We start from the raw sequence: 20,194 nt of genomic DNA, 5'->3' as shown, positions 1-20,194 counted from the left end.
AATTCTTGAAGTTGATTTTTCAGAATCGCTATGGGTGGAAAGGCCCATGCAGCTTCAGATGAAAAGTGTGCGTTTACTCTACTGTGCGGCACGAGGTTTGGCAGATATTTTGAATTCGAACGAGGACACAAGTTCAGAACGGGCGCTAGTGTTTCTCGAGGCTTTCTTGGGTGTTATTTTCCCGGCTCCTGCAGGACCAGGAAAAGCGACAACTGAATCTGGCAACAGGAATTCTCGGAGTCTGTTTCTATCAAGGTCACTGATCAACTCGCACCATACCCCGCCCTGGATGCGTTGAGCTGACTGTTGACCGGCGAGATTATCGCAGCTGCTTAATGAAGAGGGGGACTTCAATACGACAGAATAGGGGGGGCCGAGCCCTTCAACTCAGTGTGCAATGATTTGTAAACACTGTTTCACACCTGGAAGATTTCCACTTGGTTCAGCATGTAAAAAAACGGGCGACGTATTTTCGTCGCCCGTTTCCCTCCCCAAGGTATGGTTCTACATTTCTCACCCAGCGTGAAATGTTCCCGGAGGTACCACATCTTCACCATGAAATGTCCCTGGAGGTACCACATCCTCCCCGTGAAATGTTCCCGGTGGAACTACATCTTCACCGTGAAAGGTTCCTTCTGGTACGACATCCCGCCAGGCAGGAATCATCTTCTGCTTCTGCTTTTGTAACATCGCTCTCTCCTCTAAAAGGTTTTCGCCCAGGTTGATTTCGCCTGTGAAACCACAGCATACCCCGGCTCTCAGAAATACAACGAAACGGTGGGACGATTTTTCACAACTGATTCCAAAAATATTCTTTTCAATTTGTCGTGAAATTTCTCGCGGGCGGTTCGTTAGTAGGATGTATTCTGTGTCCATTTCTAGAATCCTGTCCCCCACAATGAGGTGAAGACATGCAAGTTCCCTGTCAGTATTGTCAAGCCCTGGTAGAGCATACCGCGACATCGTGCCCCACCTGCGGATCCAGTTTTCACGCTCCACCCCAATTGAGTGTCGTTCGTCCTGCGGTACGGCCCAAGCTGCAAGTGAATGTAGAATTGGCGATTACCGTCGACCGCACTGGCAGCAGTCAGCAGTTTGCCGACGGCATTCTCAAATCGGTTCCACTAATTACGGACCAGATTGAAGCCAAGGCTCGTAACCTCACAGTCTGGCTTCAATCGCATGGAGATGAGGACTATGACCAGCATCCGGTCCTGCTGACCAATGGTGGTACCGCAGTACAAGCCATAAAAGATCTTTCCCACATTGTATTCGCTGGAGGTGGAGATGCCCCGGAACATCATTTGTCGGGAATCGAGGAACTGGCGAATTCGGTTCCCTGGAATGCTGATCCCCAGCAGGCTCGCGGAGCTCTGCTGGCCTTGACCACGGCTGACTCAAAACCAACTGGTTCTGGCCGCTCGGCGCGGGAGCTCGGGGAAGCACTTCGCAGCCGTGGACTGCTGCTATATCTCATCTGTGAGCCTGCACCACAGATGAAAGAACTGTGTGAGGGAGCCGGAGGGCTCATGTTCCCCATTTGCAATGATCCAGACCCCAAGGAAATGCAGAAAATCGCTGGCCAGCTTTCTGCCAGCATCGTGCAGACTATTGCCACTGGTGGCACTGTGCCACTGCCCGTCTGAATATGGAAGTTTTCAGTCCATCTCAGCTTTTTCTAACGATAGGAACGCAATAATGGCTTTTTCTCAACAATCTTCATCTGGTTCACATTCCTCAGCCGATCGACAGATGAGTATACCACGAAGTGGTCTCACTCGCCCACATTGGCTAGGCCGCAGCAATAAACAACTGGCAATTCTGGTTCGCGACTGTTCAGGCTCCATGCATGGAACTAAAGCATTAGAGGCAACCCAAGCTTGCGAGGTTTTGATTACTGAGTTGGCCAAACCTGAAAATCATGGGGGATTTGAAGTTGCCGTGATCGACTTTAAAACCAACGCAAAACTCTGCCACGACGTCCCAACAGCTACTGACCTGTTGGGACATCTTCATCCGGTGATCGGAGGTGGTGGAACGAACATGGCACCGGGACTGTTCATCTCCAGAGAAATTCTGGAGCGTCCAATCTTCCCATCGCAAATCTACTTACGCCCGGTCGTAGTGGTGCTGAGCGATGGTTTGACGAGCCATCCTGCCAAAACCTCCGAAATCGCAACCCAATTGAAAAAGGATGCTGACATTGTAACGGTGGCGTTTGGAGACGATGCTGACGAACCGTATCTCATTTCGTTGGCCACGTCATCAGAGCATTTTTACCACTGCCGTACCGGCACTGACCTTCGAGCGTTTTTTGCTTCTGTCGGCACGACGTTGAGCGTCAGCCTCCAGCGAGGCCAAAATGCGACTGAGTTGTTGTCGCAAATCCATAACCAATAAGCCGCAACGGAGCGATGGCGTTGCTGGCTCTCGCCTGATGAGGTAAGCAAATACTCGAGAAAACAGGCCTAATCGATGCGAATTGTTCCCTCCCGAGAAATGCTGGAATATCTGGACTCATTGGGAGTTCAGCCGCCCGCTCCACCTGCCACGGCCAGGTCATCGAAACGCCCCGCGTGCCCTGCTAAGAATGTTCACGAAAAATGTCCTACAGCTCACAGCCCTTTAGAAAAACAGAATGGTTGTCTCATTATGCTGTTGGCGCACCTCCTCGTCGTACTGTTTGGGATTCTTGCCCCGGCTCAAGAGTCACATCCGGATCTTCCTGGTAGCCAAGCCTTAACACCAGGTCTTGAGAGTGAATCCTCTCTACCACAAGAAGATGCTAACGGTCCCGACAGGGGAACGCTGACAGAACAGAAAATGAATGATCCATTTAAATGGGAGCATTCAGACTTTGAGATAAACTATCGGGACCGATGGCAGATGGGGGCTCATCCAGAACCCAGTGTCATCGATCCACAACAAAACCGCCGTCCATATCTGGATACAGCACCTACTCCAAAACTCTTGACTCCACCGCAACCCGATTCAGATATTAACCCTGAGACTTCCCAAGTTTTCGAGAAATCTGGTGTCAAAACCAAGCCCGATATGTGGAGCACATGGTATCACGACTTGTGGAAAGCGATCCGATCTTCTCGAGACACAAGTGGGCTTTTCGAATGGCCTCGCTTCAGCTATGAGGAAATGTGGCGTCTGACAATCATTATCGGTTTCGTTGGACTCCTCTCACTCGCAGCCAGACTGATCTATTGGAACAGGTATGGACGCTCATTACTTAAGCGTCAACTTGATGCTGAGAGTAAGCTCTCGAACCGTCACTCTGCAACTGATGAATCCTGTTCGGCATCAAGTATTCAATCGATGAAGATTTATTCCGATCCTAAGGATGTCGCAAAAGAATTAATTCCCAGTTTAATTGCCCATCGAGATCCTTGGAGTTTGGGATACTATTCTACTAAAGGGCATGTACGAGACGAGAATCAGGATTGTGTGATCGGTTTTAATTATGCAGGCACTCAGTTACTTATCATCGCCGATGGTTGTGGGGGAGTTCCGTTTGGTGCGGAAGCGAGTCATATCGCTGTAGAGGCCATGACTAAGGAACTGATCTGGGCGATTATCAGCGGCGCAAGCACAGCCGCAGAGAGATTAGATGCTGGATTTCAAAAGGCGGCTTCGGCGCTCGCGGAAAAGGCAAAAGAGTTACAGTTTTCGGAATCTGAGGCAGGATTGCGGACGACACTCATTGCTGTGATTGGGACTCAGTCAAGCTACAATTGGGGCTTTATTGGTGACGGAGCAGTCAAGCTCATTCGTAGGTCGGGAAAGGTTATTGAATGTATGGATCCCCATCGGGCAAACCCGGATGTATCAAACGTTCTGTCCGCGTCATTAGGACCGACACCTCATGGCATTCCCATGTTAGGAAATATCAAGCGGGAGTCTGGAGATCTTCTTCTGGCTGGAACGGATGGCGTTTTCGATCGCGTCGACAACCGTTTCCATCGCGATTTTATGAGGATGGCGATTTACTGTCAGGGCGATCTGATGAAGGCATGCCAAGATTCCTTAATCCAACTGGCGGATTTGGTGGATGACTCGTACAGCTATGTCTGTGACGACAACCTGTCGATGGCTGCGATGATGGATGGCAACCCGCCCGCAGTGGAACTCTCGTTCTGGAATACACTCATGATGGATGTCTACTCATGATTACTAATGGAGCTACTATAAAAACTCGTGTTTTCGGAAAACTGACGATCGGAGAAATGATCGCAAGCGGTGGTCAAGGAACGGCATATGATGCCGTCGCTATAGACGGTTCTCAATACATCCTCAAGCTCTACCATCCGGAATTTCAAACGGCCGAATCGCGAAAGCGACTCGAAACACTCATTGCCCAAAAGTTTGAAACGGAAAACGAAGCTCTCATCACGCCCCGTGAGATCATCAATGTTAACGAATCCATTGGACATGTAACCCCCAAAGCACCAGGTCTCTCACTCGAAGAGATGCTGACCACCGGAGGGTTTGACATGCTCGAAGGAATCCAAATCGCCTGCGCTCTGGCTCGATCTATTTCTGTCCTTCATCAGCGTGGATATGCGCACGGAGACATTCACGCGAACAACGTATTGGTGCATCGGAATCGGATCTGCCGGATTTCTGTGATCGATTTCGATAACTTTGCCGGCAATTCTTTGCCGGCTTCTCCCTGTTTGGGGCACCAGTTGTATATGGCCCCCGAGATCCGTGTGAACCACACTCCCCCTTCGGTTGAGGCCGACCGATTCAGCCTGGCTGTTCTGACCCATGAACTGCTAACTCTCCGCCATCCGGTTCCAAACGATGCTACTGAAGCTGAATTCAACGAGGTGATGAGCGCGGGAAAGTGGTTGGGGGATCCCGGCCGTTCGACAAAGAGAGAATGTCAACAGGGGTATCCTCCCGAGGTGCTGGATACTGACTTGTCTCGACTGTTTCGTCTGGGAATTAGTCATAAACCAGCCGAACGTCCAACTGCCGAAGAATGGCAGGATGCTCTCTTCAATTCTCTATTCCGGGTATTTGTTTGCCCATCATGCAGTGCACCGAACTTGGTAGATAACTCGAAGAAACGCTGTGTAGTCTGTCGGATTCCCTACCCCGTGCTGAAGTTAAGTGGCGTTTTTGGCAGGATCATCCTCGATCAATCAAGCACGGTGATCAGCCGAAATGTTCTCGGCGGATCAGCTAGTGTCAGCAAACGCCACGCTGTCATTCGACGAGTGGGGCCCGAATATCGGATTGAAGATTGTTCTGCAAACGGCGTCTATCGAAAAACGGCAGACAGTTGGATCCGGTTACCACAGTCATCCGAGCTGTCTCGTCAGCCGATTCTTTCAGCGGGAGAGACGATTCGTTTTGCGGATGTAGAATGCCTGGTAGCTACTGCATAGATGTTGAAGAGAGGAGCATGCTGAGTAGGTGGAGTCATTTTACACTGAAACTGATGGGCTCGGTAATCCTTAACCAGTGCTGAAAGGACACATAGACGATCAATGTCATCTCCGCGCAAGCAACAGACTTTTCAGGCATGACCATTCCTGGCAGGCAGATTATGCTAAATCAGGTATCAGGTCTGTAGAGGAAAACGTGATTGTAATGACGACATGCTGTTCTTTGCCTTGGTGATTCCAATCGATCACGAGTCTGTCATGGGGCTGTGGTTTTCGGCCATCTCGGGAAGTAATAGATGTTTCCAAAACAAACCGATCGTTGATGACACCCAACTCAACACCACGACTCCAATCCGTACTGGCTTTCACAGAGACATCTCCCTGCAAAAAACCGCCCAAGCGGATGTCGAGGCTCTTATTCTCTTCGTTCCAAGTCAGCCAGATATTAGCCGTTCCGTCAACTGTCTCGGGATTTCCTTGTCTCCACTCACAACGGGAATCGTCTGCCGGGAGTTCATAGTTTGGTTGAGTTAAACCAGGCCGTGGTGTGAATGTCTGCCTCTCCAATGGTTTTTCGCCGAGTGTGTATGCTTGAGGAGCAGAATATTCGTCAGGCGTCAATGTGTCAAAGTGGGGGAGGGTTAGTCCCAGGTCTTCGACCGTTTTGCGTGATTCTTGACGAATGATATTTTCCCAGTATTCAGGGTATTCATCCACCAAAGCATCGTGCAGGGAATAGAGGGCAATCGGATTGAGTAAGAGCTCCGCCAGTTGGTCGTTACTGAGCTGTTCAGGCTCAACACCCCACTCCACGTATTCTTTAATTTGTTCTGGTGCCAGATCCTCTCGAAATCTGTACTTTTGCTTGAGATGCTGGCCCAGCCACATACGGTGAGCGTGTAGCAATTGGGGGTTGATTACAATCCGTTCCAGCCATTCTTGCAAAACCGTTCGACTCCCTGATGGAAGTCGTACTGACGACTCGGGGTCAATCCGCTCGTGCGAGATGATCAGATCGAGCAAATACAATTCGACCTCACGAGGAATTTTGAGTTCAGCCATTTAAACTACCTTTGTTTTCGTTTGCAGGCTTCATCAGAAATCAGTCGTTTGAGAAGCCCGGTGTTCTAAGTTATATTGTATTCTGAGTGAGAGGACATAAAAACCCCCTATTCTGTCGTATTGAAGTCCCCCTCTTCATTAAGCAGCAGGAGAAGGATAATTTCAGTCAGTACTTGCCAGTCCTCAGCAACAAAGCTTCCTTCCAGATCAAGAAATTGCTGCCTTAACCAGGAAATGGCATTTTGGCAATCTTTATACGCCTTTGCCATCGAAACACCAAGGGAAAACCTGATCTGGTTAAAGGTAGCCTCATCAGCATAGTGTTGCTTGAGGATCTCGCGGTACCCCTCTGGCATTTGGGAAATGATCTTCTTGCCCAGTTTCCGATCAAGATGACAGCCAGACCTGCTGCTTAAATGGGTGGTGATCTCACTCGGAAGGGCACAATACTTCTTTTCCCGTCTGCCTTGTTCGAGAAGATTTCGATCTGCTGCCACCTTAAACCAACCCGAAAATTTGGATTTCGAAGCAACCGAACCAGACCTGGGTCTCAGATATTACCTACATCTGGACAAATCAGGGCTGGTTATATCTGGCCTGTGTTATTGTTTTGTATTCACGCAAAGTGGTCGGCTGGAGCATGTCTTCACAGATGACGAAGGAGTTGGTTCTGGATGCGTTGCAGATGGCGATCATACGACGCTGTCCAAAAGGAAGTCTGTTACATCACTCGGATCGCGGCAGTCAGTATTGCAGCGAAGCGTATCAGCGAGCCCTTAAGGTCAACGGGATTCAATGCAGCATGAGTCGCAAGGGAGACTGTTGGGACAATGCGGTGATGGAGAGCTTCTTTGCGACGCTCAAGAAAGAGCTGGTTCATCGCCAGAAATACGAAACACGGGCATCAGCCCGGCACAGCATCTTCGAGTATATCGAAGTGTTCTACAATCGTGAGAGGCTTCGTTCATCTCTGGGCTATCAGAGTCCCGAAATGTTTGAGCAAGCGGTATAACCTAAACCTAGCGCCACTATTTCTGGGGAACATCATAGCCAACTTTTCTCTTCATACTCAGGTTTGCAAAAGGTTAGTCAGTTTTATTTCACAACTATCGAAACTCGTAAATTCCAAATTCGAGGATTAAGAGTGTTTCGAAATTCTTATTGAGAGTGTCCGATATGGTCATTCCCAGTTGATCTGCTTTTCAAAAACTGATCCAATTGTTATGAAGGTTCTTAGCGTCTTTTTGACGAGGAGAACTTTTGATGAACAAGCGAAGAATACATCACAACCCCGAGCAGATTGTCCGCAAGTTGCGTGATGCGGATGCTGAATGCCGGTAAAGATCTGGCTTCCGTCCTGCAGAATCTCGAAGTCAGTGAATCCACCTATCAGCGCTCGCGGAATCAGTACGGCGGCATGAAATCGGAAGAGGCCAAGCATCTCAAACAACTGGAAGATGAGAACAAACGACTGAAAGAACTGGTCGGCGATCTGTCTCTGGACAACAAGATGCTGAAATATATCTCGGAGGGAAACTGGTAAGCCCTTCCCGAAAACGAGCCGCCGTCAAAGCGATACAGAATGAGTTCCGTGTTTCTGAGCGGAGAGCGTGTCTGGTTCTGGATCAGCCCCGGGCCACTCAGCGTTACCAGTCGAGCCCACGCAGTGATGAGCCGTCCCTGGTCAAGCGCATGTATGAACTGGTACGGTCTCGGCCCCGGTTCGGCTATCGCCGGATCGCCAGGCTGCTGCAGCGGGAAGGCTGGCAGGCCAGTTTCACCCGTGTGTACCGTTTATGGCGTCGGGAAGGGCTGAAAGTGCCTCAAAAGAAGAGAAAACGTCGCAGGACCGGTGACTCCCGTAATGGCTGTCACCTGCTGCGTCCAGAACAGAAAGATCATGTCTGGTGCTGGGACTTTGTGTTTGACCGGACCACATCGGGCAGTTCCCTGAAATGGTTTTCCATAGTCGATGAATTTACCCGGGAGTGTCTGACTCTGAAGGTTGATCGAAGCATTCGCAGCGAGGATGTGATTGATACTCTGGCCGAATTGTTTTCTTCCAGGGGAGTGCCGCAGTGCATCCGAAGTGACAACGGTCCGGAATTTATCTCCAAAGCGATTCGACGCTGGTTGAGTCAACTGGAGCTCAATTCGTTGTATATTGAGCCGGGGGCTCCTTGGGAAAACGGTTATGCGGAAAGTTTCAACAGTCGATTCCGGGATGAATTCCTGGCAGTCGAAGTGTTTGAGAGTCTGGGAACAGCCCGCAGGCTCACGGATGCCTGGAAGGAAGATTACAACGGGCAACGCCCACACAGTTCGCTGGGATATGTTACCCCGGCAGAGTTTGCGAGTCGCTGTGCAGTTTCCAATCGGGCTGCGCCCTCATTCCAACTGCACAGCGATACTTACCTAAACCAACCTTCATAAGACCTGGTACAGGTTTTTAAGGCAGGTCACAGTTTCTCAACAAAAGCACTCGAATAATTTTCACAGCAATCCACGTAAAATATTTTTAAAGAGTGAAAATTCACTGAGTTTCTTCGTTAAGGCTTTGAGTGTCGAGGTGACCATGGCAATTCCATTACTGAAGACAGCCTGGTTGAGATCCTCTGCAAGAGGAGTTCTGAGGCGCCCATCACAAGTAAATTGAGTAAATTACTGGATGGAAAAACTACGATGCAAACACAAGCTGCGGATTTAGCAATTTTCTTTATTTGTCTATTACTCGGTGGTTACTATTGTCTGAAATATGTTATGAGGTCTCAAGGATTTCGGACGGGGTTTTGGACTGGCTTCTGGACACGGATTTTTATTGGAACATTAAGAAGTTCTACCGGTAGTGGTTTTCTAGAAAAGATCTTTAAAACATTTCTCTTCATCTTTGTGTTGTTGCTACTACTCGCATTCATGAATTTAAGGAAATAGCATTCAGGCAGGAGATATAAGTGAAGATCCCACACTCTTATCCGGCGTAACCCGACTGAAAAATGAATCTCTATGTGGGACTATAATCTTCAAATGTGTTTAAGGTGTACTCGCTGGCGATGATATTGAAATTCAGTACCTGTCTCCGGGGGGGAGTTGAAGTGAGATCCATGCTGTGCATCATCAACACTAACACTCCCTGCTTCATTCAGGCGGTCGCTAGACTGTGTCCAGTTTTACTATAGCGTCTCCAGGTCCATTTGGACCGAGTATATTAGATTGATAGACGCTATGGTTAAATGTGATGCGATCTAGAACAAGTCCCCTGCGATCGCTCGTCAGATCTACTTTAAAAACAGTTGGTAACCTCTGTTTTAACGCTGTTGAAACTGGCCAAAAACGGCTATCCAACTAATGACAAAATAAGCTGGATTTTTACTAACTATTCATGAAAACCATAGACTTGAATTCGTTATATAGCCAAACGGCGAGATACTGTTTCTTGCCGAAGTTTCAGATCTTCCCAATCAGGGATCATATTTCTCCAGGAGGTAAACGTGGCAACACAAGCAACTTATCGAACTCGTGATGGACAGGCTGATTATCGGTTTAATTTCGAACAACAATCTAATGGTACCTACCGCGCCTACATCACTAGTCAGCCTGGCTATAACGGTCGTGCCAGTGATGCGCACACAACTCACCGTAATAGCGATGCCAATGGACGCAAATTCGTGTGCTGGACGCGGCCTCTCAATTCTTTATCAGAAGCAAAGGCTGTTGCTGCACAATGGGCTGATGCAACGCAGCAGTACCGTAAAACAGGTCACCGGTTCTAACTAATGGACTAAGTTTCTTTTCACACTTTTACTGTAACTTAAAGGGATTTCACTATGGGTTGGTTTATTGCCATCTTCATCGGGCTGATTATCCTGGGAGCCTGCTGTGGAGATCCACCCTCAGGATCATGGCGGTAATTTCTGTCATTTAATAACGAAACAAGGGGAGCCATTTCTGGATCTCCTTATTTCGTTATTTTTTACATCCGAGCCTGTTTGACGAAGATCGAATCCGTGCAGGGAGGATATGGAGCAAAAGGCTTGGTATAAACCGCTACGCGGTGCAGAGACGAAGATTGTCTGCTGTCAACTCACTGGAACTCATGAGGGCCCTGGGGGGCAGCGCTCTATGGAGACTCCTCTCTTCGGGCAAACTGCTGAAACCGATCCGCTTCGCCCTGTCAGTTGATTCTATCAGTCTGGAGATCGCTGCCAGCAGACAGTCAAAATTGAAAGCACACTGGCAGATCAGATTGCAGTAAGTGAAGTAGGAATCTGTCCTGGACGGATGGGCTCGCGCCATCAAACGCAGACAAGGTATCTATGCACTGATGCAGCAACCCAGACAGATTCTCTGGGAACATTTTTTATGCAACAATATATAATTCAATATTACCGTTCGCCCTTGCCCCCTTTTATAAATACACTTTTAAGTGTCTGAGGACTCAGATACACCATTTATCGGTTGTAATTCAAGATACGAACCGTTTCTGACCCGGAAATCCCGCATTCCTCGTCCGAACATGCCACCGTTTCCTGTCGCAATGCCATACTTTTTTTCGGAAAACGCCGGCAGACTACTGTCTCAATGGGGATGAAATGAACCGATCGGATGCTCAAATCCAACTGGTCATCGGCTTTCTTGAGTGGGTGAGGTGATTGCATCATCATCGTTGTCTTTCTTTTACAATTCCTACATGTTTCAGGATTTCCAAATCCCGGCCCGATGCTTTTACTTTCTCGCCAGTAACTGTCTTCGCTCGTATATTCCTCAAGAAATCTGCCAGGCTAACGTCAATTTCGTTCAACGTTACACCTTGATCCGTGAGAATTCCAAGCAACACAACCCCGGTCTTAAGAGTCGGCGACACATAAAACGGGCAAAAGACTTGGTCACTGCCGCATCCTGAATTGATAGGCTTGCAGGCCGAATTCTCCCAAAAATCAGCGTCATTGGCAAGAATTAGAACGGTTTTTTCCTGATAATACGCTCTCTCAATCGATTGCCCCACCTTTTGCGCCATATTCGTCATAGTGGTATCGAACAACTCAAGATGAGTTCGTCTTCGTATGTTTTCTGGCTCACAAGCATGAGCATCCGCATCCACACTCTTCATGGTCTCTTCAATAATCTCCCACGATCTTCGGTCGCTTGCGAGTTCAAGGAGTGTATTCGGGTAGTATTTGGAAATAGTGAATAATGCATGCACGCCGAGCATGAACCTGGAGTTTGCCAGAAGTGGACGGTGTGTGCTGTGGAACGGAAAGAGTTCCGGCGATTCCTGCGCGTACACATTTTCTTTCACAACCGACGGCAAATCCATCATCAAACGCACTTTCAGATCATCGTAGAAGAACCGACCGCCGAATGCCTTATAGGATTCCGTGCCAGGATATAACGACAACGTATTGAAGCGTATTCGACATCCGGCATTCTGTGCCAGTAACGCTGTGGCAATGGTGTCTTCAAGTTGGTCGCGGCCAACATCGGGCTCTTCAAGCAGAAACGAGGCAGTGGGCCTGATTCCCACTTTGGAACAACACTCGAATCTGCGAAGCATATCCTCGTTTCCGCGATAAAGTGCTTTTGCAAAATTTCGCTGTGCTTTGGGGTGCACAACGTCTACACCAACATAAACAGAGTGGCAACCTGCAGCTGCCATTGCCTCGACAACTGGTTCGGATAATTGTGATAAGGTTGCATAGCAATGAAATGATATTTCTAAATTCGCAGCCGCAATTCGTTCGCAGAGATCAACAGTAGCACGAGGGTTGTTGATGAAATTATCCTGCACAAAGAAAAATCTGCGAGCACCTAAGTCAACTGCTTTTCGCAGTTCCGCCACGAAAACATCGGGGGCTTGACGTCTTTCCCCCTGTCCAAAATGGCCCGGGGCATAACAGTATCTGCATGACATTACACACCCACGCTGACCGGCTTCGAAATCGAGAGTGCGAGTAGGATTAACTTCAAAGTAGCGATTCAGTTCAACCAAATGATACGCCGGTGGTGGCACGTTCGCCGGTTTGGTCCGAAGGTCAACCTCTACACAAGACAATGTCGGACCTTCTCTAGAAACAATTCCTGGAATGCTGCGGTTACAAACCCCATTACGCAATTTGATTTCATTCAAAAAAAAACGGAATGACACCTCAGCTTCACGAGTTGCTACGAAATCAATCCATGGATATCGCTTGATCACATCATTCGCAATTGCTGAAAAATGTGGGCCTCCAAGAATAGTAATCACATCTGGCATATGCTGCTTTACCCGCTGTGCCAGTTTCAGACAGAAATGGGAATTAACTCCCATGCTTGAAAAACAGACAACGTCAGGCCGAGTGTCGCAGACTCTTTCGATAGACCAGTCATATAGCTGATCATCTTCTGGTGCTCGTTGGCTCAGAACTTCTAAATTGAGGTCTAGGATTTGCGAAGTGCAGCCACATTCTTCGGCAATAGATCCTAGAAGTAAAGTCCACAGGGGGGGGGCGAGGTCGATGCTGACCTTTGAAGCACAAGGCGGATTAACGAAAAGCACGTTCATACTTATATGCCTGAATCCTGAAGGCTTTCACCGATGTCCAACAAGATTGCTTCCAACAAGAGCAGATTTCGTTCGTCTGGCGACTGCCGACAAGTTCTTCTACCATCGGCACTGGCCTCTCGCTCAGTATCAGCATGTTCCATTCGAATCCGATCTTTAAGAACAAAACGAATCCTTTTCAAAAGCTGAATCGCTTCTTGCCCCGGACTCACACCTTGCCAGACTTCATCCCGCAACCAATAAAGGCAGTATCTCATACTTGCTGTCTCTTTTACTGAATCTTCGATAGTTCCCTCAAAGTATTGCGGCAATCGCTTTAGTAGTTCCTCACGCTGATACCGCAACATCATTGGTGCGAGGGCCTGATAAGCAATAAAAACGTGATTACGAATCTGTGCCGGAATCAGGTTACCATTCTTCATTAAGTAGTCTTTCCAAAACGTTTGATCATTCGCTTCCTGATGGGCATGTTCTGCCAATTGCAATGCGATCGAAGCGGGATTGGTACCGCCAACAATTCCTAGACGATGTAAACCACCAATTACAGTTGCGTGTTCGATTGCTCGCGCCCTCCATTTGTCCGTAATTTGCCAACGATGGGGTGCGCCACCCAGAAATCTGGTGTAAAAGCGTCTCAACGCGCTTGGTTCTGACAGACGATCAATCGCGGTTATTAAATGATAACGAGCATGTCGAGTGGTTGGCGTATCATCATCTAACGAATCGGGGAGCAACTTTTGAAAACCTGATCGAAATGCTTCACCTAAACTTTCCAGCACGTCCTGATTGATTTTACATACGGTAATTGCGATCTCGGACAAAAAAGTCAGGTGCCATGCAACTGTTTCTCTTTCTAAACCACTCTTCAGGCAATCTTGAACATGTTCAAGCAGTCCTTCACCTCCTAGTAACACTGCTGCCGCCCGCGCTCCATAAAAGCGAAGATTGCCTTGCCCGGCTATCGATTCTCGGCTTGGTTCAAACTGCAAACGCAAAGCATCAATGGTACTCTTAAATAACTGAATGTCAGACTCACGAGCATCCTTTCTGCTGAAAACGGACCGGAGGATGGCCAGCGCCGATTTAAATGCATCCCAGATGGGCTCCAGTTCTAACCAGATTATACATGCATCTTCCTGTTGGTGAAGAATCTTCGAGATGGATTTGATTAAACTGCGAGCATGTAGAACATCCTGTGTCGCCCAGTTTGGAATGATGCCCCTATTGGCAAGTACAAACATCGCATGATCATCGATATCTTCCAGGAGCGAGGATACCTGGATGACCGTACCGTCCACCAAAAAGTCCTTGGTGGCCGTATCCTCAGAACGCAATTTCCGAGAGACAAAAGCGTGCAAAAACCGCAATGCCGGGTCAAATCCGCTATGAATCCAATCACCGTTTTCGACAGTCAGGTCTAGTCGACTTCGGGTCTCTCGTCGCATGTTGTTCTCAATCGCTTTGAGAAATATGTGCTCCTCGTCTCCAAGCCGATCAAAACAAAGTCGGTGGTCGAGTTCTTCATTGTCTGGACCGTCAGGAATCAAAAACTCTGGGCTAACATCGGCTTCTTCCAAAAAATCTATCGTGTATAAGGACGCCAGCAACACGCAGTCGCTTTGAAGTGCCGCCGGAGTCAAATATCCAGAGCCGATGCGAGCAAGCGTGCGCCCTGCCACTCCTGCTGAAGTTAAACACGATACCGATTCTCCCAATGTTCCGAAAAATGAACGGTCCGGCCTGGCGTCAAGGAGCCTGCGACGACAAAGGATCGCAGTCTGAAGAACATTAAGTGGCAATACTCGGATCTGATGTGTAATCCACCACCGATCCTTATCCAGAGACTTGGATTTCTGAATTATTTCGCTTACACCGTCACCTGAAATCAGCAACCGCGCAGTAGTGCTGAAAAATGTAAGCAACTTTTCAACGAAGGATTCATCTATTCCCCCTCGTCGGAAATCAAGATTATACAGAATGAGAACAACTGAAGAAGACGACAGCGCCTTCAAAGCAGATTTGCCATCTAGTGGCAAGTCCGCTGCAGTAAAGATCGATTCAGCCAAGGCCTCCAGGCATTCGCTGTCGTCTTGAATGTCCCAAGGTTTGCTACGTTGCAGTTCAAGTTCCCATTGGTTCCAGTTTGTAATGATCGGGACTGGTATTGCCGCTGGACATCCATCTGCCGGACTATATTGTTCAGCGAGTGTTGCTGCCAGTTCAACACACGTCCAGGCTCGCGCGCTTCCGCGACGACCCTCAAGGCAAACTCGGACGGGCCCGCTCCATCGCTCCGAAAGAATGCTTTGGACCTCAGTCAACGTGTCTTTCGAATAGGTAACAGCGGACTGACCAGCCCTGCGCCACTGACAAACTCTTGCTGGAATTGTCAGGGGCTCCCGCCGACTTCGATGTACCAGACGATCGTCGTGTAGACGCCGCAGGTATTGTGCGATTGCGCTGGGAGGATAGCCCAGATTCTCCGTAGTGGACTCAGCGCGGGGACTTTTTCGATACTGTTTCTTCACTTGATCCCAGACGTCGGAGTAATGTTCGTAGCACTGCTCGACGGCTTTGATTTGTGACTCTGATACATTCTCTCGTTCCAGAAGCTCAATTACTTCTTTATCAAATGTCTGCCTTCTGAGCCTCGATTTCGCGCGAATCCAACGCAGGACTTGACGTGAGGAGCGGCGATTCATCATTTGATGCGATACATATTCAGCTATCTTTGTGGGCTCGCTCAGGTCTTTGCCGAGTGTTTTCGACAGCAATCGTCCCAAATCTTCCGCTGCTGAATAAAGTTCTTCGATGTTGCCGTCAGTGATTACAGATATCTCTTTCACGGTTCACCTTGTACTCAAGTACTGAAATTGTCCTGTATTTAATGTCGGGACATCTACATTAGCACCAGAAACAGGATATATCAAGAAAACACTTTTTCTATCGACAGTCAGGAAGACTGACATATAAACGAAATTTAATAATTGACAAATAATGTCGGACATGTATCATATGTCTTTAAGCTCGGTAGTCATAACCGTTATTTTCGCAATAATCGAATCTCGGGAATTGGGGCAATTCTATGAATTACCAATACTCCTATGGAATGAAAGATGCGACTCCTGCAACAGTGCCCTACCCTGACAGTCTCTCCATTTCGCCTAAATGTGAAACATTTAAAACTTTTGGCTCCCACAAAAACCGCCCCATAAAACTCAACGCCGACGTGTTAGGCCGAACTGGCAGAGTCCGTTCGATCAACGGCCAAATGCCATTATATCTTGTCAGCTGTTCGGGCAACTTTGAAAACGACTTTGCTTTTTGCACTCAACACGACGAAATCGATGCTGTCGTGATCTCCGCCGTTCTTTCTCCGGTCGAATCGTTTGACGCACTGGCCGTTCACGGTCAGGCCGGCGCCCTTTTTGTACCCATCGCCCCTGGTGGCATACTCAACGTGTTTTCGAAGCATGCCAACAAGCACCAGCGAAATTGGACGAGCTTTGCCCTGGGTACTCAAGGTTTGCGACTATCTAACGACTCTTTAAGCAGTAAGCGATACCTTCCCGCCTACGATATCCTCAATCGCTATGTGAACTGGCCGCTGATGAATAGCCCACCTTTGCTTTTCCCAAAATAATCTACTTAGGAGATTAGCTGATGCCTGGTGAAATTGAAAATTGGCTACAGTCTGAACTGAATTCAATCACCGACAGGATTTCGATCGAGATTGAAGACGACCAGTGTCCCCACTGGCATGCAGAGGGATTGCATTTGCACACACAGGTGCAACTGAGCGTTCAAACTGCTATGGTTAAACTTCGTGAAGAGGAAACCCGGGCTGCGGAGGGAAACGAGACCTCAGAAATGCTGGTCGTGTCATTGCAGGCTTCCACCCAGCGATTGCAGCACTGGCTCAAAGCCAGGGCCAGGAGTATCCTGTTTCTTTCAAACTGGGGAAATGATGTGGCTCAACGTGTTGCTGCTGATCTGGCAAGGAAGTTTTCTCACCAGGGCCGCTATCTCAACCTGGTTGAAGACGCTGTCCAAGACGCTTTTATCGAGTTTCAAGAGACCCTCGAAGAGCAAGGTGATGAATTCCCCATTGCTTCGAAATCCAAATTTTCGGCTTGGATCCGGGTGGCAGCAAAGCGAAATCTTCTCGACTATGGCAGACGGGAAATGAAGTATTGTGCCCTTCCGGGCGAGACCACCGACTATTTAAGTAGCAGGTCTGGCTATCACCTTGATCCGGAACTGGTCAAACTGGGCAAGGAGATCATTTCCCGAATGCCAGAGGAGTACCGAGAGATCCTCGGGCAACGCTATGCCGATGAGGCCACCTTCAGCCAGATCAGGTTTTCCCTTGGTGTTTCTCTGGGAAAAGTATTTAATGACTGTCAAAATGCCGTTTCCTGGTTAAGGCAGCAATTTCTTGATCTGGAAGGAAGCTTTGTTGCTGAGGACTGGCAAGTACTGACTGAAATTATCCTTCTCCTGCTGCTTAATGAAGATGAGGACTTCAATACGACAGAATAGGGGGACTCTTCAACGCAGTATGCAATTATTTGTAAACACTGCTTCACACCTGGAAGCGACATCTGCTGGCCAGTAACCACGTCGTTGCAGCGTTCGAAGTATTACGGTCTGCCATAAATTGATCAGCCACCAGGGAAGCGGTTGGCAGATCGTCATGCCTGGAAGATTTCCACTTGGCTCAGTATGTAAAAAAACGGGCGACGTGTTTTCGTCGCCCGCTTTCCCCCATGGTATGGTTTTCATTTCTCACCCAGCGTGAAATGTCCCTGGAGGTACCACATCCTCCCCGTGAAATGTTCCTGGAGGAACTACATCTTCACCGCGAAAGGTTCCTTCTGGTACGACATCCCGACAGGTAAGAATCATCTTCTGCTTCTGTAACATCGCTCACTCCTCTTAAAAGGTTTTCGCCCAGGTTGATTTCGCCTGTGAAACCGCAGCATACCCCGGCTCTCAGAAATACAACGAAACGGTGGGACGATTTTTCACAACTGATTCCAAAAATATTCTTTTCAATTTGTCGTGAAATTTCTCGCGGGCGGTTCGTTAATTTTATGTGACTAACCATCTTGGTAGCACAGGTAACAGATTATGTCGCCCGTATCATTTTTGTAATGGGAGCTTCGAAATGCGGCAGTTTATAAATGGGTCAGATGAAGCGTTTAAAGATCTCGAAGAAAAGGCGAAACGTGGCTGTGTAACCTTCTCGGACCAAGAGATGCCCCAAGGAGTCTCCCCATCCCGAGCTCGGGTGGGATTCGAGGTCGATCCAGCCACCCAGAAGGCGACGTTGCTTGTGGAGCATGGAGGACAGTACACTGGCCGAGAGACTGACATTCGTCAATGGATTGAGATAGGTGCCTGTCAATTCCAGAATTTCGCGGCACTCAAGGAATGGTTACAACACAGGCTATCAAACTATTTTACCTCAGGAGATCAAACAGAAACTCAAGGATGGGAAGTGCCGGGGAATGGCAATGTTGAATCAGTGAGCCGATCTGCAGATGAACTTACCGATCTTTCGAAAGTTAATTCCGATGTAGCCGGGCTTAATCGACCAACTTACATTAATGCGATGCAGATTGCTGAAAGTCTACAAGAACGAGTTCGAGGACAGAATTCTGCAATGGAAGTTCTGGCAAAGAAAACCGCTCAGCACTTGGCACGTCGACACCCACGTCGTCCAATGACGGGAATGCTGCTCGGGCCAACCGGCACCGGCAAGACGTTGACAGCCGAGTCGCTTTCTGAAGTTCTCAGCATTCTTATGCCATCAAGAAACAGATACGGTTTCCTCAGACTCGATATGACTGAATACCAGGAAAGACACCGGATCAGTCAATTGATTGGTTCACCACAAGGATACATTGGCTATGGAGAAGGTGCTCAACTGGTGGATACTCTCTCTGCTAACCCCAGGACCATCGTCGTATTTGATGAAATCGAGAAAGCACATCCTGACGTATTTCGAACGTTAATGAATGCCATGGACGCTGGTCGTCTTTCATCGGCAGCACGGACAAACAGTGACCATCAGGTTGACTGTCGACATGCGATATTTCTGTTCACGACAAATCTGGAGTGCCATCCCATTCTCGAAGAGCTTCGGTCCAAAGGAGATCCCATTTCATCGTCGATAATCAATGAGGTCAGTCGGCGACGCCTGAAGACTAAAGGACTTCCTCCCGAGTTGGTTGGCCGAATCAATACATTTTTGGTATTCCAGCCATTGAGTGGACGGACACGCGCAGAAATTATGACCCAGTCCATCGCCCGCGTGGGGCAGGAATACGGAGTCGATGTTGTCACCGTTGATCCTCGCGTTGTGAACAAAATGTTACAGGAGGGAGAAGGGGTCAGCTTTGGTGCTCGCCCTGATGAATATGCTGTAGATGATCTGCTCGGAGGAGTCTTTTCGTCCGCTGCTCAGCAGGGACTTCAGCAAGTTGAGATCCGATCCGAGCCGGAACTGGCATGTGTTCCCGCCGCGACAGAAGAAAGTTGCTGAAGCAGGGCACACAAATATCGTACAGAGCCTGCTCGAGCGGAACGGGGCGGGGAATCCCCTTCGGTTTCTTGAGCCTCTTGATTGGATCTGCTACGTCAAACATCCCTGCAGCGCGGTTAAAAGCCGCATTCTCGATGGCAAGCACTCTTCTGTGTGTGGCAGGACTCTTCCAGGACTCATGGCTGTCAATCCATTCCTGGATATGCCCCTTTTGGGGAATCGGAAAAGGGAAGGCTACCGCAAGACAAACAAAGATCATTCATTCAAGTAACTGAATTATTCCGGTCTCCCTTACTCATCTTGTATTTTGTCAGACTCTGCTCACAACACCGCAAATATTCTGAACAAACCCGTGCTACGAACCAGGAGCCGTGGTTGATCACATTACCCGATTCGTCTGACCAGGTAAGCTACTCTTTCGCCAGGATAATTTCTACTTCGTGTTTCTTATTCTTTCCACGAATGCGATTGCCATTTTCATTGAATAGCGTGCCCCATCTTTTCGTTCTGGCTTTATGCAATCCCCCTATATCAAAGCGGATTCGTATCATGATTTGCTTGACCCGCTGGTTCCATTGGCTGATACTAAAAGGTAATAACTTGCAATCCCCGAGAAGAATCACTTTGATTGGAGCCATT

At 48.4% G+C, this 20,194-nt stretch carries 15 protein-coding genes and 2 pseudogenes; 10 read left to right on the top strand and 7 right to left on the bottom strand.

The window, feature by feature from the left end; genetic code table 11:
- Nucleotides 1–513: 513 nt before the first annotated feature.
- Complete coding sequence (locus tag GmarT_RS29415; RefSeq protein ID WP_155367920.1) at nt 514–690, bottom strand: hypothetical protein; 177 nt, start codon at nt 688–690, stop codon at nt 514–516.
- Nucleotides 691–911: 221 nt separating this feature from the next.
- Between GmarT_RS29415 and GmarT_RS06860 the strand changes: the two genes are divergently transcribed.
- The 4 genes from GmarT_RS06860 to GmarT_RS06845 all read left to right on the top strand — a co-directional run bounded on the left by GmarT_RS06860 (nt 912) and on the right by GmarT_RS06845 (nt 5,405).
- Entirely contained in the window at nt 912–1,646 is a 735-nt protein-coding gene (locus GmarT_RS06860; RefSeq protein WP_044239722.1) for a hypothetical protein, read from the top strand.
- 52 nt (nt 1,647–1,698) lie between these two features.
- On the top strand, nt 1,699–2,400 hold the full coding sequence (locus GmarT_RS06855) for a vWA domain-containing protein (RefSeq protein ID WP_044239725.1): 702 nt from the start codon (nt 1,699–1,701) through the stop codon (nt 2,398–2,400).
- A gap of 75 nt (nt 2,401–2,475) precedes the next feature.
- Nucleotides 2,476–4,179 (top strand): PP2C family protein-serine/threonine phosphatase, encoded by a 1,704-nt coding sequence (locus tag GmarT_RS06850; protein ID WP_081459592.1) that lies wholly within the window; start codon nt 2,476–2,478, stop codon nt 4,177–4,179.
- Nucleotides 4,176–5,405, top strand: a complete 1,230-nt coding sequence (locus GmarT_RS06845; RefSeq protein ID WP_002648607.1) for a protein kinase domain-containing protein — start codon at nt 4,176–4,178, stop codon at nt 5,403–5,405. Before GmarT_RS06850 ends, GmarT_RS06845 begins: the two co-directional genes overlap by 4 nt.
- A gap of 159 nt (nt 5,406–5,564) precedes the next feature.
- Here GmarT_RS06845 and GmarT_RS06840 read toward each other — a convergent pair whose 3' ends face one another.
- On the bottom strand, nt 5,565–6,467 hold the full coding sequence (locus GmarT_RS06840) for a hypothetical protein (RefSeq protein ID WP_002648608.1): 903 nt from the start codon (nt 6,465–6,467) through the stop codon (nt 5,565–5,567).
- Nucleotides 6,468–6,574: 107 nt separating this feature from the next.
- Nucleotides 6,575–6,964: a hypothetical protein gene (locus GmarT_RS06835; RefSeq protein ID WP_149302501.1), complete on the bottom strand. Its 390-nt coding sequence runs from the start codon at nt 6,962–6,964 to the stop codon at nt 6,575–6,577.
- Nucleotides 6,965–6,996: 32 nt separating this feature from the next.
- Between GmarT_RS06835 and GmarT_RS06830 the strand changes: the two are divergent.
- The 3 genes and pseudogenes from GmarT_RS06830 to GmarT_RS06820 all read left to right on the top strand — a co-directional run.
- A pseudogene (locus GmarT_RS06830) lies at nt 6,997–7,479 on the top strand (IS3 family transposase); the annotation flags it as partial.
- 251 nt (nt 7,480–7,730) lie between these two features.
- Nucleotides 7,731–8,900 (top strand): annotated as a pseudogene (locus GmarT_RS06825) (IS3 family transposase).
- A 1,055-nt stretch (nt 8,901–9,955) separates the two neighbouring features.
- Nucleotides 9,956–10,237: a hypothetical protein gene (locus GmarT_RS06820; protein ID WP_044239730.1), complete on the top strand. Its 282-nt coding sequence runs from the start codon at nt 9,956–9,958 to the stop codon at nt 10,235–10,237.
- 678 nt (nt 10,238–10,915) lie between these two features.
- On the opposite strand, the gene GmarT_RS06815 is transcribed toward GmarT_RS06820, so the two are convergent.
- From GmarT_RS06815 to GmarT_RS06805, 3 genes are read right to left on the bottom strand one after another with little or no spacing between them, the layout of a single operon-like run.
- Nucleotides 10,916–11,128: a hypothetical protein gene (locus tag GmarT_RS06815; RefSeq protein ID WP_002648617.1), complete on the bottom strand. Its 213-nt coding sequence runs from the start codon at nt 11,126–11,128 to the stop codon at nt 10,916–10,918.
- Nucleotides 11,125–13,005 (bottom strand): B12-binding domain-containing radical SAM protein, encoded by a 1,881-nt coding sequence (locus GmarT_RS06810; protein ID WP_002648618.1) that lies wholly within the window; start codon nt 13,003–13,005, stop codon nt 11,125–11,127. The genes GmarT_RS06815 and GmarT_RS06810 overlap by 4 nt, the downstream gene beginning before the upstream one ends.
- 2 nt (nt 13,006–13,007) lie before the next feature.
- Nucleotides 13,008–15,851: a hypothetical protein gene (locus tag GmarT_RS06805; RefSeq protein ID WP_044239732.1), complete on the bottom strand. Its 2,844-nt coding sequence runs from the start codon at nt 15,849–15,851 to the stop codon at nt 13,008–13,010.
- 239 nt (nt 15,852–16,090) lie between these two features.
- On the opposite strand from GmarT_RS06805, the gene GmarT_RS06800 reads away from it, so the two are divergent.
- The 3 genes from GmarT_RS06800 (at nt 16,091) to GmarT_RS06790 (ending at nt 19,555) form a co-directional block, all read left to right on the top strand.
- Nucleotides 16,091–16,648, top strand: coding sequence for a hypothetical protein (locus GmarT_RS06800; protein WP_002648619.1), 558 nt, complete (start codon nt 16,091–16,093; stop codon nt 16,646–16,648).
- Between the two features lie 20 nt (nt 16,649–16,668).
- Entirely contained in the window at nt 16,669–17,547 is an 879-nt protein-coding gene (locus GmarT_RS06795; protein ID WP_002648620.1) for an RNA polymerase sigma factor, read from the top strand.
- A gap of 628 nt (nt 17,548–18,175) precedes the next feature.
- A complete protein-coding gene (locus tag GmarT_RS06790; protein WP_149302500.1) occupies nt 18,176–19,555 on the top strand; it encodes an AAA family ATPase in 1,380 nt (459 codons plus the stop codon).
- Between the two features lie 410 nt (nt 19,556–19,965).
- On the opposite strand, the gene GmarT_RS06785 is transcribed toward GmarT_RS06790, so the two are convergent.
- Entirely contained in the window at nt 19,966–20,193 is a 228-nt protein-coding gene (locus GmarT_RS06785; RefSeq protein ID WP_052301305.1) for a hypothetical protein, read from the bottom strand.
- Nucleotide 20,194: the final 1 nt, after the last annotated feature.

It is taken from the genome of Gimesia maris (assembly GCF_008298035.1).
Taxonomy (GTDB): domain Bacteria; phylum Planctomycetota; class Planctomycetia; order Planctomycetales; family Planctomycetaceae; genus Gimesia; species Gimesia maris.
The sequence above is the reverse complement of the archived record's forward strand: the minus strand, read 5'-3'. Positions and strand labels throughout refer to the sequence as shown.

What these genes read in the sequence shown, in the direction of transcription:
- GmarT_RS06850 (WP_081459592.1), top strand. Translation starts at nt 2,476, where the DNA reads ATGCGAATTGTTCCCTCCCGAGAAATGCTGGAATATCTGGACTCATTG.
- GmarT_RS06815 (WP_002648617.1), bottom strand. Translation starts at nt 11,128, where the DNA reads ATGATGATGCAATCACCTCACCCACTCAAGAAAGCCGATGACCAGTTG.
- GmarT_RS06840 (WP_002648608.1), bottom strand. Translation starts at nt 6,467, where the DNA reads ATGGCTGAACTCAAAATTCCTCGTGAGGTCGAATTGTATTTGCTCGAT.
- GmarT_RS06810 (WP_002648618.1), bottom strand. Translation starts at nt 13,005, where the DNA reads ATGAACGTGCTTTTCGTTAATCCGCCTTGTGCTTCAAAGGTCAGCATC.
- GmarT_RS06800 (WP_002648619.1), top strand. Translation starts at nt 16,091, where the DNA reads ATGAATTACCAATACTCCTATGGAATGAAAGATGCGACTCCTGCAACA.
- GmarT_RS06790 (WP_149302500.1), top strand. Translation starts at nt 18,176, where the DNA reads ATGCGGCAGTTTATAAATGGGTCAGATGAAGCGTTTAAAGATCTCGAA.
- GmarT_RS29415 (WP_155367920.1), bottom strand. Translation starts at nt 690, where the DNA reads ATGTTACAAAAGCAGAAGCAGAAGATGATTCCTGCCTGGCGGGATGTC.
- GmarT_RS06785 (WP_052301305.1), bottom strand. Translation starts at nt 20,193, where the DNA reads ATGGCTCCAATCAAAGTGATTCTTCTCGGGGATTGCAAGTTATTACCT.
- GmarT_RS06860 (WP_044239722.1), top strand. Translation starts at nt 912, where the DNA reads ATGCAAGTTCCCTGTCAGTATTGTCAAGCCCTGGTAGAGCATACCGCG.
- GmarT_RS06855 (WP_044239725.1), top strand. Translation starts at nt 1,699, where the DNA reads ATGGCTTTTTCTCAACAATCTTCATCTGGTTCACATTCCTCAGCCGAT.
- GmarT_RS06795 (WP_002648620.1), top strand. Translation starts at nt 16,669, where the DNA reads ATGCCTGGTGAAATTGAAAATTGGCTACAGTCTGAACTGAATTCAATC.
- GmarT_RS06845 (WP_002648607.1), top strand. Translation starts at nt 4,176, where the DNA reads ATGATTACTAATGGAGCTACTATAAAAACTCGTGTTTTCGGAAAACTG.